Annotated in this window: 16 protein-coding genes and 2 tRNA genes; 4 read left to right on the top strand and 14 right to left on the bottom strand. The window is 46.6% G+C overall.

Features of this window, described 5'->3' with window-relative positions:
• Window positions 1-2: 2 nt before the first annotated feature.
• The 12 genes from BVU_RS03340 to BVU_RS03280 form a co-directional block, all read right to left on the bottom strand.
• Entirely contained in the window at window positions 3-884 is an 882-nt protein-coding gene (locus BVU_RS03340) for a hypothetical protein (protein WP_011964854.1), read from the bottom strand.
• Window positions 885-896: 12 nt separating this feature from the next.
• The gene (locus BVU_RS03335) at window positions 897-2,132 is read right to left on the bottom strand and encodes a hypothetical protein (protein WP_041174400.1); all 1,236 of its coding nucleotides are present in this window, start codon (window positions 2,130-2,132) and stop codon (window positions 897-899) included.
• A 12-nt stretch (window positions 2,133-2,144) separates the two neighbouring features.
• Window positions 2,145-2,903, bottom strand: a complete 759-nt coding sequence (locus BVU_RS03330; protein WP_011964852.1) for an N-6 DNA methylase — start codon at window positions 2,901-2,903, stop codon at window positions 2,145-2,147.
• 1 nt (window position 2,904) lies between these two features.
• Complete coding sequence (locus BVU_RS03325; protein ID WP_011964851.1) at window positions 2,905-3,711, bottom strand: DUF4121 family protein; 807 nt, start codon at window positions 3,709-3,711, stop codon at window positions 2,905-2,907.
• Window positions 3,698-3,976: a hypothetical protein gene (locus tag BVU_RS03320; protein ID WP_032936852.1), complete on the bottom strand. Its 279-nt coding sequence runs from the start codon at window positions 3,974-3,976 to the stop codon at window positions 3,698-3,700. Before BVU_RS03320 ends, BVU_RS03325 begins: the two co-directional genes overlap by 14 nt.
• Before the next feature lie 281 nt (window positions 3,977-4,257).
• Entirely contained in the window at window positions 4,258-4,548 is a 291-nt protein-coding gene (locus BVU_RS03310) for a DUF4120 family protein (RefSeq protein WP_008777969.1), read from the bottom strand.
• A 94-nt stretch (window positions 4,549-4,642) separates the two neighbouring features.
• Window positions 4,643-5,122 (bottom strand): hypothetical protein, encoded by a 480-nt coding sequence (locus tag BVU_RS03305; protein WP_011964850.1) that lies wholly within the window; start codon window positions 5,120-5,122, stop codon window positions 4,643-4,645.
• Between the two features lie 42 nt (window positions 5,123-5,164).
• On the bottom strand, window positions 5,165-6,145 hold the full coding sequence (locus BVU_RS03300; RefSeq protein WP_011964849.1) for a hypothetical protein: 981 nt from the start codon (window positions 6,143-6,145) through the stop codon (window positions 5,165-5,167).
• The gene (locus tag BVU_RS03295; RefSeq protein ID WP_011964848.1) at window positions 6,142-6,507 is read right to left on the bottom strand and encodes a hypothetical protein; all 366 of its coding nucleotides are present in this window, start codon (window positions 6,505-6,507) and stop codon (window positions 6,142-6,144) included. The genes BVU_RS03300 and BVU_RS03295 overlap by 4 nt, the downstream gene beginning before the upstream one ends.
• Window positions 6,508-6,582: 75 nt before the next feature.
• Window positions 6,583-7,476, bottom strand: coding sequence for a hypothetical protein (locus BVU_RS03290; RefSeq protein WP_011964847.1), 894 nt, complete (start codon window positions 7,474-7,476; stop codon window positions 6,583-6,585).
• A 3-nt stretch (window positions 7,477-7,479) separates the two neighbouring features.
• The gene (locus BVU_RS03285; protein ID WP_011964846.1) at window positions 7,480-8,607 is read right to left on the bottom strand and encodes a hypothetical protein; all 1,128 of its coding nucleotides are present in this window, start codon (window positions 8,605-8,607) and stop codon (window positions 7,480-7,482) included.
• Window positions 8,608-8,627: 20 nt separating this feature from the next.
• A complete protein-coding gene (locus tag BVU_RS03280) occupies window positions 8,628-8,903 on the bottom strand; it encodes a hypothetical protein (RefSeq protein ID WP_007838828.1) in 276 nt (91 codons plus the stop codon).
• 35 nt (window positions 8,904-8,938) lie between these two features.
• Here BVU_RS03280 and BVU_RS03275 point away from each other — a divergent pair, with 35 nt between their 5' ends.
• Complete coding sequence (locus BVU_RS03275) at window positions 8,939-9,121, top strand: hypothetical protein (RefSeq protein WP_229038421.1); 183 nt, start codon at window positions 8,939-8,941, stop codon at window positions 9,119-9,121.
• Window positions 9,122-9,201: 80 nt separating this feature from the next.
• Here the strand turns inward: BVU_RS03275 and BVU_RS03270 are convergent, their stop codons facing one another.
• Both BVU_RS03270 and BVU_RS03260 read right to left on the bottom strand, forming a co-directional pair.
• On the bottom strand, window positions 9,202-10,437 hold the full coding sequence (locus BVU_RS03270) for a site-specific integrase (protein WP_011964845.1): 1,236 nt from the start codon (window positions 10,435-10,437) through the stop codon (window positions 9,202-9,204).
• A gap of 472 nt (window positions 10,438-10,909) precedes the next feature.
• A tRNA-Phe gene (locus BVU_RS03260) sits at window positions 10,910-10,985 on the bottom strand.
• Between the two features lie 180 nt (window positions 10,986-11,165).
• Between BVU_RS03260 and BVU_RS03255 the strand changes: the two genes are divergently transcribed.
• The 3 genes from BVU_RS03255 (at window position 11,166) to BVU_RS03245 (ending at window position 13,949) form a co-directional block, all read left to right on the top strand.
• A tRNA-Pro gene (locus BVU_RS03255) sits at window positions 11,166-11,238 on the top strand.
• A 282-nt stretch (window positions 11,239-11,520) separates the two neighbouring features.
• Window positions 11,521-13,128: an alpha-galactosidase D gene (locus BVU_RS03250; RefSeq protein WP_011964843.1), complete on the top strand. Its 1,608-nt coding sequence runs from the start codon at window positions 11,521-11,523 to the stop codon at window positions 13,126-13,128.
• 50 nt (window positions 13,129-13,178) lie between these two features.
• Window positions 13,179-13,949, top strand: a complete 771-nt coding sequence (locus tag BVU_RS03245) for a LuxR C-terminal-related transcriptional regulator (protein ID WP_005840940.1) — start codon at window positions 13,179-13,181, stop codon at window positions 13,947-13,949.
• The last annotated feature ends 1 nt before the right edge of the window (window position 13,950 follow it).

Below are 13,950 nucleotides of genomic sequence, written 5' to 3'. Positions count from 1 at the left end.
AATCAGAATTTATTCTTAGAGCTTGTCTTGGTTGTTTTAGTATGTCCCATGTATTTTTCTTCTGACAAACGGATATAATCCTCTTCGCTATATCCGGTCAGCCCGAACAGTTCATAATATCCGGGGAAAGTTTTTTTTCCCGCTTCCGGTATATGCATGCTGGTTCCCTTGTGGCAGCAGATGATATGCCGGACAAAGCGGTAACACTTGCAAAGATCAGCCACGACGGTATATTCGTTGTCCGTATGAGGTTCGTAATATCCACAGGAAAGATTGATACAGGATACTTCCAGACCGTTTCTTTTCAAAGCCGCCACATCTGTATTCAGTCCCTGTGCCGGCTTGTAGCCGTACTTCCGGACATCTATAGCTGAAATGAACTCGTTGGAGCAGAGCTTCATCCCATTGATTTGTGTTACCATATCCCCGTTCCCTTTCCGGTCACACTGAATCACGAAACGGCAATCGGAAAAGAAGGACATATCGGCATGGCTGCTGCCTATGCATCCCACCTCCTCCTGTACGAAGAAGGCACATTTCACCGTCTTGCAATCCTCCAGGCATTTCAGGCAGATCCAGATGCCGTTCTTGTCATCCGCACCGATTCCGGTCATCCGTTTACGCTTGTGATCATAGCCGACAATCATCGAGTCCGCCACAAGATGGGCTGCATAAGAGCCTGTCTTGCGCCGGTGTACCTCATCCATGTGCGCCACGACACAGGGGTAGCTTTCCCGGTTGCCTTTGACCGCATAGATGTTTCCGTACCTGTCTTGCCGGAAAGGAATCTCCATCTTTTTGAGTTCCTCTATGATGAATTTAGCCATCTTCCCCTCTCTGCCGGAGGGGGAAGAAATGCCGTAAAGAGCCATTAGTTTTTCCATGATAATGATATTTTAGGAAATGAACAATTTTTCGATTTGCAGGTATCGTCTGAATTCCGGTACGGGACGCCCTTTACGAAAGAGAAAAGACGGATATTTCTTTCCTTTATATTCCACTGATAATCCTTTCAGGACTTTCCCAAATACGGTAGATACATAGTACATATCCTGACAGTTCTTGCAGAATGCCGCATCCGGGAAGATATGTATCTTCCCGCATTTGGGACATACATATTTTTTCCTGTTTGCACACCCTTCCGTGCTCCGGCAGGTGGCTATGCTCGTGTCGCCCTCCGTATTTCTCAGTTCCAGGTTACCGTCCGTCAGATGGAGGCTGTAGAACGTGTCGAGGTAAGGCACCCCTTTCTTGTGCCACCTGCAGGCGGGCACTTTCACCGTCAAAGAAACCTGTATATTATCTCCGGCCGCCCATTCCTGCCCCTCAATGGGATTCAGTACGGTGAAATCCGTCGTATGTGTATAATCGTTGTATCTGCGTCGCAACAGGATGCCTGCCTCCTGCGCCTGCTTGCGGATCAGTTCGATGACGAATGCGTGTGAGGAATAGATACGATCCAGCAGGGAGGCGGCAATCGGTGTGTTTATTGATTTCCACAATGTTATCTCGTTCCATACAATGGCCCGTCCGACCACATTGCTGCTGTCATCCCTTGCCACGAGTATTTTGGCTCCTGCGAAATTGGCATAGAAATCCGCTGCATTACGGGCCTTGTCTTCATATCTCATACAGGAGTTGTGCAGGCTGGATTCGCTACCGTCAGATATGGGACTGTAGTTGCTTTCCAGATAAGCCTCCATAAAATCGTTCATACTGTCATGCAGTCTGATTGTGACCTTGCTGTCCAGTGAGATGGCGCTGCAGAAATAGTTGATTTCATCGGGCTGGTACGGTCCCAGATTTTTGAACAGCTCGATAAACGTGGACGGTTCCAGATCTGTCCGGTTCTCCGGAAACCAGGGCGCCTGCGGATTGTTCCGGTCCGGGAAATTGGGATGGCCCAAGTCTTTGTTGCATGCCGTGAACACGATCCGGATTTTCTTGAACGTGCCGGCTTCCGTCCGTTTGCGTTTGGTGGAGAAAAAATTGTAGGACCCCCGTATGACTTCTTCCACCGGTACGTTCTTTTTTACTTCCGAAAGGATATCTTTGGCTATCACACTTCCGTTTTCCGCCGCATGCATCAGGCGGGATTTCAATTCGTTGCTAACATTCAGTTTCATAATCATTCGGTTTATTGTTTATAAATTTTGTTGTTTATATGGCAATTGTTTCTTGCCAGGCTGCATTTGGCGCAATTTCTCTTTCCGCTTTCTGAGCAGGTCAACGGACATGTTCCTGCTTGTCCGATATTCCTCCTCACTCATCCGGCGAATGGAGGGAATGCCCGTCTGGGTCAGTGTATGGTTTACCATCCAGCCGTCCATGAAGTTTTCGGGGCAGAGGCTGTCATGGTGGATGACCTCACCTATGCAGCCATGTACGAGCATGTTGCAAACGGTCATCAGGCAACAGGTACGGCTGACATCCTCTGCAACCAGATAATTACCCAGGTGGCGTACATGATATGCCAGCAGCAGCCTTCCGCTTCCGCATGTCGGGTCACAGATACGTTTCCCTGTCGCTGTCTCCCCCGAATCGGTACATAAGACCATCAGGTCGCAGATATCCGGCGGAGTGAAGAACTGTCCGTTCACCTGCCGACCGCTTTTGGAGGATATTGCCATGAAGAGGTCACCGAACGCATCAAACCATCCGCCGGATTGCAATTCCCGCTGCATGAGCCGTATCCATCCGGTAAGCATTTCCATAAAATGCCTGTTCTGCTGCCGTTTGTATTTCCAGTCCATAAGGGGCGGTGCGCCGGGAGAGAACCCGTGAATGACATAACGCAGGAAATCGTTGAAAACGGATATCGGATCGTAGCCGTTCGAATAGGCGAAATCACAGACCATTTTCTCAAGCGGACGTATCGTCTGCGGTGTGTTGTATGGTACCATATTACTCTGATTTTTTATAGATTGTTACTATATGTCTTTTGTGGTCAGTCTGTATCCTGACGGGAGAAATGCCAAGGAAAGAGAGATGGGTGTCCGCTTTCAGCATGTTCCATTCCCATGCGGGAAGTTCCTTCCATTCCATACGGTATGCCCAGAGTATGAACAGACCGGGACGGAATCCGTTGAAAAGCTTTCCGTGCAGAATCCCGACCAGCCGTTCCAGTTCTTCCCGCGAGTAAAGGGTGAATGCCTCATTCCGATAGACAAAGGCATCAGCCGGTTCAATATCCGGCTGACACTCGATGAGGTATCTCGTCCATTCTTTTGTGGTGTACTTTTCGTACAGAGGATCGGGTTCCGTGTATTTCCATGCCCTGACGAATGTGTGGAAGAGGACGGCACCGTTCCTGTGCCTTCCGGTATGCCCCCACATCCGGAACTGTTTGCTGCGTATGCCATCGGGAATCAGCAATTCCGGACCGGTTGTAACCCAAGGGCCTCCTTCGGTATTGTAACCGGTACACTTTTCATTTTCATGGCAAAAAGGTGTCTGTGGGAGAAGGCAGATATGAACTTCCCGGTCATCGCCCCTTTCAATGTGTGCCTGCGGATAATAGTCACCGCCACGGGTGATATAAGTGATAACGTCTCCTGCAGTCGGTAAACCGACTCTTTCCCTGTCCTCCCGCATCCTTGAAATCAGCCGGTTCACCTTCTCTACATCACATTCCTTTATGGAGCAGGCACACCCTTCATGCCTGTTGAGCAGAGTCAGACTTTCCAGGTCATAAAAATTACCGTACTTCATATTGAGATCGTTTTTGTTGATACAATTTGACCTGACGGGTAACCATGTCGCAGAACTTCTGTCCGTTCTCCTTCTCGCTTCTGAAATAGGCAATCATGTCCCAGAGATTCCGATTGAAGTAGCCGGTCCATTTTTCGTAATAGTGACTTCCATAGACCTTTCCGAACGTTTCCTCGAAAAGTGCAGGAGTCAGCCCTTCATCCCCGTGGTGGTTGTATTGCCACAGGGAGACAAGCAGCAGCTGGTTATAATCCAGTGTTTCCATATCTGTTCTTTTTTAAGTAAAACATCGGCCTACATGGGTAGGCATTTTTATTTCTTGATGTCTTTCCAGTCTGTTTTCCGGGGATTGCGGCAAGGCTTGGCGAAAGAAAATACCGCAGCGAAGCGAGGATGATTTTCTTTCAGCCAACCCAGCCCCTGAAAGGGGCCGCCTTGCACAATCAGCCCGGAAAACGGCTATCTTTACAGCAAGAAATGAAAAAGCAGACCTCGGATTCTCTGTTCTGAAGTCTGCTTTTCGGTCATTGTCAAGTTTCATGTTTTTCAGGTATGTATCTGCCATCCGTGGAACGGCTGCAATGTCACGGCAAATGATTTGTCCGGTATTCCGTGATAGAGCAGACCTCCTACGATACCTATTCTTCCATCAGCATAATGCTGGGTAAAGCCGAACGAGTATGGGGCATGGTCATAGTAGAGTGAAATCTCACTGGGATAGTCAGGATTCCCTTCCCAACTCTTCAACCGTTCCAAGCACTTTTGAAGTGAGGTGTCACCAATGGATTCGGCATAGCGCTTTACGTTCTCGAAATGTTCTTCATTCAGGATTTTCATAACTTTGGTGTTTTATCTGTTAAACAATGAAAAAGCGAACTCCGGCTTTTCAGCACTGGAGTCCGCTTTTCGGTCATACTTGAATTCCATGTCGTCAAATAAAGGGTAAGTCGGTATCTTCCAGCATGGGCGCGAGCATCCGGCACATTTCGTAAGACGCTTGATTTCGGCTGTCAATCCGGCACGACTCACGTTTTGCCATGGCGATAATACATGCCTTTATTGTTTTGAAAAATGTCTGTTCCAAGGTCTTATGGAAAAACGGGAGTGTCTCTGCAAAACGTTCGGGACTGAATCCCGTATCATTCAGTGCCTGTTCCAGTGCCTTTGCCGCCTTATACTCCCGGCTTTGTTCCAACCGTTCCGGTAAACCTCCGGACTGCGCTATATGGAGCTGGCGTTCCAGTTCGGTAACGGCTGCCGAGAGCAACAGCTTGATGGCATCCGGATTTCCGATGCCGAATTTCCGGTTGTCGGTTGTGTGAAATTCAATCAGGTTTACAGAGCCGTTCTCCTGAAGATTTCTGTAGTGCGTCAGGTTCTCACCCAGCATCTTTGTTCTTTGATTATCCATAGTTTTATTCATTTTCAAGATGTGTAAAAGACTCGTCTGTTTTCAGTCAATCCAAAACGTGCCGCAATGCGGACATTTGGTACCGCATGGGAAGCTGTTTATATAATAGGTATCTCTGTGACGTTTATGGTTCATGTCTCCAAAAGTACATCCGCCTTCCCGAAACCTTTTTTCATAAAGAGCTTCCTGCTTCTGATATTCATTTATGTGACTCTTCTGCAAAGTGGCTTCCAGAGGCATCATTCCGGTTTCCCAACGGGTGGAATCACACCAGCTGTTCAACAACCCGCAAATTTCATTCGCATAGGAATAATGTACCTGAGAATCCACAAAAAGATTGTCCCTGTAGAACGGAAGGGTGATGTCAGTCTGAAGACTTACATGATACCCCGCACCATTCCGGCTGTCTACAATAGCAACAATGACACCTCCATAGAATCGGATGCGCTTGAAATCATGTGAAGTATCTCCCGTAATCAGTCTGGAGAATATGGCATTGAAATAGATGCGGAGTTCGCCACCGTACGGAGCATTGACCAGAAGTTCATGGAGTTCATCGGTAAACAGCCCTTCCTTCAGTTGAAGCGCTCGTCTGATTTTACGAAGAGAGACCGTTTCGGATTCTCCGCGCCCACAGCCTCCGTACACATAGCCCTCGATTTCGACTCCAAGGGAGTAGAACATATTGGTTACAGCGGAATTGTCTATCAGTTCTTCTGCCGGATCGGTATTGTTCCGTTCGTAAAGCAGGTCTTTTATCTTCTCCTCATGTCGGATATATTCGGCGGATTTCCCGTCCGCTTCCATCTCATTCCGTATCTCCGAGAGATACCCTTGCAGGTTGTCATGTTCCTGATCGGCATACCACTCCAGGATTTGTTCTTCCAACGGACCGAGACTGTTCCGACGGATGCACTGCTCCTGCAAATCATCATGGCTGTCCAAATTCTCCCGGTAGTCCACGTAATAGAGGCTGACCGAATGAGGAACATAGTCCGTCCAGGATTGTTTTTCCTTCTTCATACCGCTTCCTCCTCTGTCTTTAATGTTGTCACATCATCCACTCCGTTGACGGGCGGCAAACAATCTATGATATATGACAGATGTCCGGCAAAGGCTTCATCCGGCTGGAAGTTTACCTCATTCCCGTATTCATTCTCCACACCATAGAGGCGCAAGTTGCCGTTCTCCATGGTAACCCTGCAAATCAGCACATCAGCCGGAGCCGGTTGTACGCTGCCTGTATTGACAGCAATGACGGGGCATTCCCCATCATTGCTGTTCCATTCATAGGAAGCTCCATGCAGTTCTATGGCTGCATACAATTCCCTGTATTCCATTTCTTTGATAGCCCTTATCCGGGCGTAAAAGTCTGTATGGTTCATATTGCGTTTTTTTGTTGGATTTCTGATACATGTGCAGGATGGAAACCCTGCCGGGAACCCATCCTGCATACTGATTCAAGCCTGCACTTCCTTCTTTTCCATTCTGATGCTCCGCAGCTTGTACAGCAGGTAATGGAATAGTTCCAGGTCGTAGATGCGGTAAAAGAACTTTTCCCCTGTTTCTTTGACCGTTCCGGCGAAAGACACAGACTCTCGGTTGGTGGGATATTGCAGAAAATCCCCGTTTGCTGACAGGGTATGTCTGTTTTGCACCACTCTTTCCAGGAATCTGCCCATATCGTCGTTTCCCTCATAGCCGGAAAAGTAGAGGAAATGATGGCGGCGCAAGCTTTGGAGAACCCTGGCTGTTTCCTGTCTTGCATCCTTGCCGGAGGATTCGTCCGTACCTTTCACCAGGTTGCAGATGAATTTCTTCTCTCCATTTTTGTCAAGGAACAGATATGGGACTATAACTGTGAAACTATGCCGTGTATGGTCAAATATTCCCATTGGTTTTTCTTTGAGGATGCCGCCTTTGAATGTGACCTTCCGGTAATGTCTGTCCATTTGCTGTTCCAAATCCTTTCTTGGTGTGTTCACGGAACGCAGCCCCGTAAAATACCGTCCGTCTATCCGGAAGCAGAACCGGTGAATGCCGGCATGATACGGCTCGCTCATGAAAAAGAAATTCCGGGTGTGCCGGATGGGTGGCTGGGTGTCCATATAGTCAAAATAGTCCTCTTCCGTAATTTCACAGAACGGGGCGCAGAGAGACTGCAGGTGGATGCGTATCATCTTGCGGACGGTATTTCCGGGCACGGCAATGAGGCTGGGGTTATTTTCCCTGTCCCTCAATTCTTCCAGTGTTTCGTGACCATAATCACTATGTATCCCATCAGACATGACGGTCACGCAACTGCCGTCAAAGCAACGTGAATCAATGATGAATCTCAAATTGTCGTTTTTCATGGCTCAGATGTTTTGAAGGTCCAACAATCTTTTTGCGGCACCGAGGGCATTGGAGGTAAGCTGCCGTTGCCATGCCTTGTTTTTGGGTGACCAGCGGAATCCGGAGGATTTCAGTTCCTTTCGTCTGCTGTCTTCGGGAATCCTGTCAAACAGGATCTGAAGGCGGTCTTCCCCATAGTTCCATACAAGTGTCCCGCCCTCGAACGGCACTTCCTTGTTTTCCCGGCTTTGCATCGCTTTCAGCTTTTCGCGCATCCGTTCCGCCAGTTCCGGCAATTGGAAGAATTTGTTTCTCGGTGTGATGACGGGTTTCTTCACCCTTGCGTTATATTCGGAAATGAAGTCCACGGCCCTACGGACGATTTCCACTTCCCCGTGATTGGCCAGGGTGGATACCTTGTTCAGGATGCTGCTGACAAACAGGGCACGGCTATAGCCCCGGCATTGTCCGGTATCAATCCCGTGGATGGTATCGGCACTGCTCTTGATGTCGCGTTTGAGCGTCTGCCATGCCTTTTCCTGTTTCTCTTCCTCCGGTCGTGCGGCTTCCTTTTTCCGTCTGACGGTTTCAAGAACTTTTTTCCGCCAATTGCGGAATTCTTCGTAACGGTTCTGATAGCTTCTGTTCGTTTTTTCCTGCCTGTAGTAATCAAATCCGCTCCGTCCCGTCACCATCGGGTTGGCACAGCGGGAGAGGACCGAGAGCTGGGCGGACAACTTCTGCCGGTAGGCGGCGATGTATGTATCCCGTTCCTCTTCCGGCATGAGTTGCAGGTCGTTGTGCAGCTCCTCTCCGTAAATCATGATGTCCGTCTCGCCGCGAATCTCCGGATTGAAGGAACTCCAGGCGTATGCGTCGCAAGCCTGTTTCCACATATCATCCAAATAGGCAGGATGTTTGAATGCTACGGCTTCCCAGTCTTTGAAGTCCTTGGAATGCAATTCATTGTGATCTTCCGGATTTTCGTACAGGTGTACATAGTTGCCCGTTCCATGATGCTCCTTTCTGAAATGGAACGGTACGGGGGGATAGTCCGTACCTTTTTTCCGGATCATCGTGACCCTGTGTGCATTCTCTATGGTAAGGTCTGCTACTTGCTCTTCGCAGACCTTTGCTGTTGTTTCATTCATAATCATTACTTTTTTAAATGTCAGCCGTAAATCATTTCTTCCAGTTCATCGTCCGTCAACAGGCGGATCTCTTCGTCCGAACAATAGTAAGCGATTTCTTCGTCCAAATCGAATGCTGCCGGATCAAGGCTTCTGATGCCATCCAGCAGTTCCTGTTCCAGTCTTTCTACGGAAACCAGATAGTTCCCATCTTTGCCTTGCACTTCCCGTGCAGGATAGCTCATTTCCCGATAAACCAACATCGTCATTTCCGGATTGGCTTCCTGCTGTCCTTTGCTTGTCGTCTTTCTGTTCATACCTTTATTTTTTTAAGTTTGACATGATCGGCTCCATGGAGCCGGATTTTCGTTTTCTTACTTGCCGGGCTGTCCTTTGTCGGGGATTGAGCAAGGCTTGGCAAAAGAAAATACCGCAGCGAAGCGAGGATGATTTTCTTTTAGCCAACCAGCCCCTGAAAGGGGCCGCCTTGCGCAATCAACCCGACAAATGGCTATATTTGCAGGTAAGAAATTGAAAGGACGGCAGGATATTGTGATTTATAGATTACAAAAAAAGCCATCCCTAGGGGACGGCTTAATGACTGGATTTGTATACTTATTGTGCAAGACGCTCCTTCACGGTGTTCATTGCTTCTTTCAGGCTGCTGTTCATGACCCGTGCATAATGCTGTGTCATACGTGTGGAGGCATGGCCGAGCATGACGGAAACATCTTGAAGAGGCACATTGTTGGCAAGCGTGACCGTAGTCCCGAAAGTGTGACGGGCAACGTGCGTGGTCAGATTCTTCTTAATGCCGCAGAAATCGGCTATTTCCTTGAGGTAGCTGTTCATCTTCTGGTTGCACATGACGGGCAAACAGCATCCTTTCTTAATGCAGGTCGGATGTTCCTTGTATTTCTCCAATATGGCCAGGGGTACGGGCAGCAATGGAATATTGCTGATGGAAGAGGCCTTCCTACGGTGTTCCAATTTGACCCTTCCTTTTCTTATCCACCAGTCTCCGAGATTGTCCTGTACCAGATTCTCTTTGTTCAGACTGGCAACATCGGAGAATGCCAGACCGGTGAAGCACGCAAAGACAAAGACATCCCTGACCAGTTCAAGCCGTGGAATGGTGAATTTCTTTTTCATTACGGTCTGCAACTCGTCGTAGGTCAGGAATACCGGATCGGTCTCGTCCTGCTCCATCTTGTAACCGTAAAAGGGATTCTTGCGCATCCATTCCTTTGCCAATGCCATATTGGTAAATTTCTTGAAGCATTTCATATAACGGACTATCGTGTTCCGGCACAGTCCCGCCTCCGTTTTCAGGTAAATGTCAAACGCACGGATGAACTCCGGTGTCAGCTCATGGAAAGTGACATCCTCCTTTCCATAATAAGAGGGGATGAGCAGCTGTAATTTCTTCACCACGTTCTTATACCGGTTGATCGTGACGGGAGAGTAGTCTATACCCGCCAGTGTTTCCATTTCCTTGATGCCTTCCCTCATGGTGCCGAGCAGTGTACGCATTTCGGTGTCTTTCCCGAAAACACGTTTAAGAATCAGTTTTGGGGTAATCAGGGCCTGTTCCAATACCAGTTCCTTGTGTTTTTCCAAGGCGCGTGCGTGCAGTTCGGCAATATAGGCGTTCAGTGCCACTGATGCCCTGTCCCTGCCTTTACTGCATCCTTTGGCGGCGTTCCATAAGTTCAGGGGTACGCTTCTTTGGATACGTACATCGTCATAGTCTCCATTGATGGTTATCCGCATCAATACCGGTGCCTCACCGTTTTTCAACAATTTCGTTTTAAGCACGAAAAACAGAATGTTCATTGTTCCTTGTTTCATCACTTTTGTTTTTTGAGGTGTTACATTCAATTGTTTCGTCAAAACCGGATGGCATGAGGATATGGAGCGAAATGTTAAATTCGGTGGCTTTTTTGAGGGACTTGTGGAAAAGCCATAAAAATCCCATTTTTCTCAGGTTCGAATTGCCTTTTGTATCCCGGGTTCGATTCCTTTTTTTTATCCCGATGGGAAATACCGAATTTTTAAATTTCTTTCACTTTTTCGACTTCATCCGGTCATGTGTGCAAAATTACTTTTTCACACCGGAGATTGGAATTGTCAAACAGTTGAAAAACAATGAAGTATGGTGCATATTTATGGCTTTTTCAAAAGCCTTAAAAAAAGCCACTGAATTGGCAAAATCCAACTTCACAAATATGTAGCGGAATGCGTAGTGAGGGTAAAAAAAGAACCCTTGAACTATCTCTAATTCAAGGGTTTTCATGCGTGAAAAGCATTTATGTACTTTCTTTGGTGGTGCCACCAGGAATCGAACCGGGGACACAAGGATTTTCAGTCCTTTGCTCTACCAACTGAGCTATGGCACCAAAATGGTTATCGGTAGAGCTTTTCACTTTGTAATAGAAGACCTCTCAGAAACTATTGTTTCTTGTTTGCGGTTGCAAAGGTAGGCATATTTTTTGATTCTACAAATTTTTTGCAAATTTTCTATGAAATTCTTTTTGATTTCAAAAAAATGCTTTACCTTTGCACTCGCAAAACAGAAACGGAATGTAGCGCAGTTGGTAGCGCACTACGTTCGGGACGTAGGGGTCGGGCGTTCGAGTCGCCTCATTCCGACATTGTAAAGGATAAGCCACTGAACTTCAGTGGCTTATCTCATTTTTAGCAAATCCGCCGGGACGAAATCGGGACACCCTATTTTATGGGTCAAATTCTATTCTCGGATTATGATGCTAACATCCTACCAGCCGAATATTTTTTGTGAAAGTATATAGGGAGGTAAGAGTTTTTCGTTATCTTTGCTCCCTACATGATAAAACTGATTTTATTTTCCTGTTAACCATTAGGATCATAAGATATACCTTCTTGATGATTTCTTTAAGTAAAAAATGAGAATTAATGAATATGAGAAATTTGTTTTTGACTTTAGCTTTCGGTCTATGTTCCGGCGTATTCGCCCAAAATACGACTGTTTTTGAATCTCCTATTATGGGGTGGAGCTCATGGAATACCTATCGGGTTCATATCAATGACACCTTAATAATAAGGCAAGCGGATGCTATGGTGCAAAAAGGACTGAAAGAAGTGGGCTATTCCTATGTGAATATAGATGACGGTTTTTTTGGATGGCGGGATGAAAAAGGAGTGATGCAAACACATCCCGAGCGTTTCCCGAACGGATTGAAGGGAGTGGCGGATCATATTCATTCTTTAGGATTGAAAGCCGGTATTTATTCGGATGCGGGAAGCAATACTTGCGGTTCCATCTGGGATAAAGATATGAACGGCATAGGTTCCGGTTTGTATGGACATGAATTTCAGGATGCCACGTTGTATTTTAAAGAGTGGGGATTTGATTTTATCAAGATTGATTATTGCGGAGCCGGTCAGGAATTGAATCTGGAAGAAGAAAAACGATATACCGAAATACGCCAGGCTATAGATAATCTGGGTTGCGGACATGTTTCTATTAATATCTGTCGATGGGCTTTCCCGGGTACTTGGGCTAGAAACCTTGCTCGTTCATGGCGAATCAGTGCGGATATCCGCCCGGAGTGGGGATCAGTAAAATATATCATCGATAAAAATCTTTATCTGTCTGCCTATGCGGGAGAAGGTCATTATAATGATATGGATATGTTGGAGATAGGTCGAGGGCTAAAACCTGAAGAGGAAGAGGTACATTTTGGAATGTGGTGTATCATGAGTTCACCTTTGTTGATAGGATGTGATCTGACAACCATTCCGGAGACGTCATTAAAACTGTTGAAAAATAAAGAACTGATAGCTTTGAACCAAGACCCTTTAGGATTGCAGGCATACGTAGTTCAGCATGAAAATGAAGGGTATGTGTTGGTGAAGGATATAGAACGAAAGCGTGGTAATGTACGTGCGGTTGCTTTATACAATCCTTCGGATACGATTTGTAGCTTTACAGTTCCGATGAATATTTTGGAATTAGGAGGAAAGGTTAAGGCACGCGATCTGGTGAAACACCAGGATTTACCGGAGATAAAAGGGGGTGTTCTGAATCGAGAATTACCTCCCCATAGTGTGCTGATTTTACGTATGGAGTCCGAGAAGAGATTGGAAGCGACTGTTTATGAAGCGGAATGGGCTTATCTGCCTTGTTTCAATGATTTGGGAAAGACTCCGAAAAGCATCGTATATGCTCCGTTACATGAAGCATCCGGAGGCATGAAGGTAAGTTATCTGGGAGGGCGGAAAGAGAATTTTGCAGAATGGAAAGAGGTGTACAGCGAGCAGGGCGGTGAATATGAAATGACTATCCGCTATGTGCCTAAAGCAGACCGTAAGCTGGAAGTCTGTGTGAATAATGAAAAAAGGATTCTTCTTGATTCGCTGTCGGCGGATGAGACTCAAAAGATAGCTTCGATTACTGTTCCGGTGCATTTGAAGGCAGGGAATAATAAGATACGTATGGGAAGCTCATTTTGCTGGGCTCCAGATATAGACTGTTTTACTTTGAAAAAAGTAAGTGAGTAGGCTGATAAGATCTATCTTCTTGAAGTACCACTTTGATAAAAAGTAAGAATATGAGTGTAACAAATGTCACCCGTGAGGAATTGTGGGCAAAGCAACATTTGTCTTGCAAAAACATGGATTATGCGGTATGGGAACGGGATAAATCCATGCTCCAGAAGTTGTCCAGAATCAATGGCGGCTGTTCTTTCGTGGTGGATGTATATAAAGGATGTTATGCGTATGCTTCTACGGGTTTTGTCGATTGGTTGGGGTATGACAGGCACAAGATAGAAACATTGGAAAAACAGGGTGATTATCTGGAGTCACGTATTCATCCGCATGATCGTTCCCAATTGGAAGACTTGCAAGTCAGGCTGGGGAAGTTCATTTATAACCAGCCTTTTGAACATCGGAATGACTATTGTAATGTGTATAGTTTCCGTATACTCAATGCTCGTGGAAACTATGTGCGTGTAACAAGCAGGCATCAAGTTTTGGAACAGAGCCATGACGGAAAAGCATGGCTCATTATAGGGAATATGAGTATGGCTCCCGGTCAGAAAGAATCAGAACAGGTGGAATGTACTGTGCTGAATCTGAGAAATGGAGAAATGTTTTCACCCGGTGTTGTGATAATGAATCCGGCTTTCGGTCTTACCGGACGTGAAATGGAGATATTACGCCTCATCCAACGAGGATTCTTAAGCAAAGAAATTGCCGATAAATTATGTATCAGTATTCATACCGTCCATATTCACCGGCAAAATCTGTTGCGTAAGCTGGGAGTACAAAACTCTTTGGAGGCAATACGCCTAGGACAGGAGTCGGGGCTGTTAAGCTGAT

Origin of the sequence: Phocaeicola vulgatus ATCC 8482, from assembly GCF_000012825.1 — a bacterium.
Taxonomy (GTDB): Bacteria; Bacteroidota; Bacteroidia; order Bacteroidales; family Bacteroidaceae; genus Phocaeicola; species Phocaeicola vulgatus.
Note: the sequence above shows the minus strand (reverse complement) of the source record. Positions and strands in the feature narration are given on the sequence as shown.

Bases quoted from the DNA above. Each gene is read 5' to 3' on its own strand.
- BVU_RS03310 (WP_008777969.1), bottom strand. From the start codon at position 4,548: ATGAAAATCCTGAATGAAGAACATTTCGAGAACGTAAAGCGCTATGCC.
- BVU_RS03290 (WP_011964847.1), bottom strand. From the start codon at position 7,476: ATGAAAAACGACAATTTGAGATTCATCATTGATTCACGTTGCTTTGAC.
- BVU_RS03245 (WP_005840940.1), top strand. From the start codon at position 13,179: ATGAGTGTAACAAATGTCACCCGTGAGGAATTGTGGGCAAAGCAACAT.
- BVU_RS03320 (WP_032936852.1), bottom strand. From the start codon at position 3,976: ATGGAAACACTGGATTATAACCAGCTGCTGCTTGTCTCCCTGTGGCAA.
- BVU_RS03280 (WP_007838828.1), bottom strand. From the start codon at position 8,903: ATGAACAGAAAGACGACAAGCAAAGGACAGCAGGAAGCCAATCCGGAA.
- BVU_RS03330 (WP_011964852.1), bottom strand. From the start codon at position 2,903: ATGGTACCATACAACACACCGCAGACGATACGTCCGCTTGAGAAAATG.
- BVU_RS03275 (WP_229038421.1), top strand. From the start codon at position 8,939: ATGGAGCCGGATTTTCGTTTTCTTACTTGCCGGGCTGTCCTTTGTCGG.
- BVU_RS03305 (WP_011964850.1), bottom strand. From the start codon at position 5,122: ATGGATAATCAAAGAACAAAGATGCTGGGTGAGAACCTGACGCACTAC.
- BVU_RS03270 (WP_011964845.1), bottom strand. From the start codon at position 10,437: ATGAAACAAGGAACAATGAACATTCTGTTTTTCGTGCTTAAAACGAAA.
- BVU_RS03335 (WP_041174400.1), bottom strand. From the start codon at position 2,132: ATGATTATGAAACTGAATGTTAGCAACGAATTGAAATCCCGCCTGATG.
- BVU_RS03285 (WP_011964846.1), bottom strand. From the start codon at position 8,607: ATGAATGAAACAACAGCAAAGGTCTGCGAAGAGCAAGTAGCAGACCTT.
- BVU_RS03325 (WP_011964851.1), bottom strand. From the start codon at position 3,711: ATGAAGTACGGTAATTTTTATGACCTGGAAAGTCTGACTCTGCTCAAC.
- BVU_RS03300 (WP_011964849.1), bottom strand. From the start codon at position 6,145: ATGAAGAAGGAAAAACAATCCTGGACGGACTATGTTCCTCATTCGGTC.
- BVU_RS03250 (WP_011964843.1), top strand. From the start codon at position 11,521: ATGAATATGAGAAATTTGTTTTTGACTTTAGCTTTCGGTCTATGTTCC.
- BVU_RS03295 (WP_011964848.1), bottom strand. From the start codon at position 6,507: ATGAACCATACAGACTTTTACGCCCGGATAAGGGCTATCAAAGAAATG.
- BVU_RS03340 (WP_011964854.1), bottom strand. From the start codon at position 884: ATGGAAAAACTAATGGCTCTTTACGGCATTTCTTCCCCCTCCGGCAGA.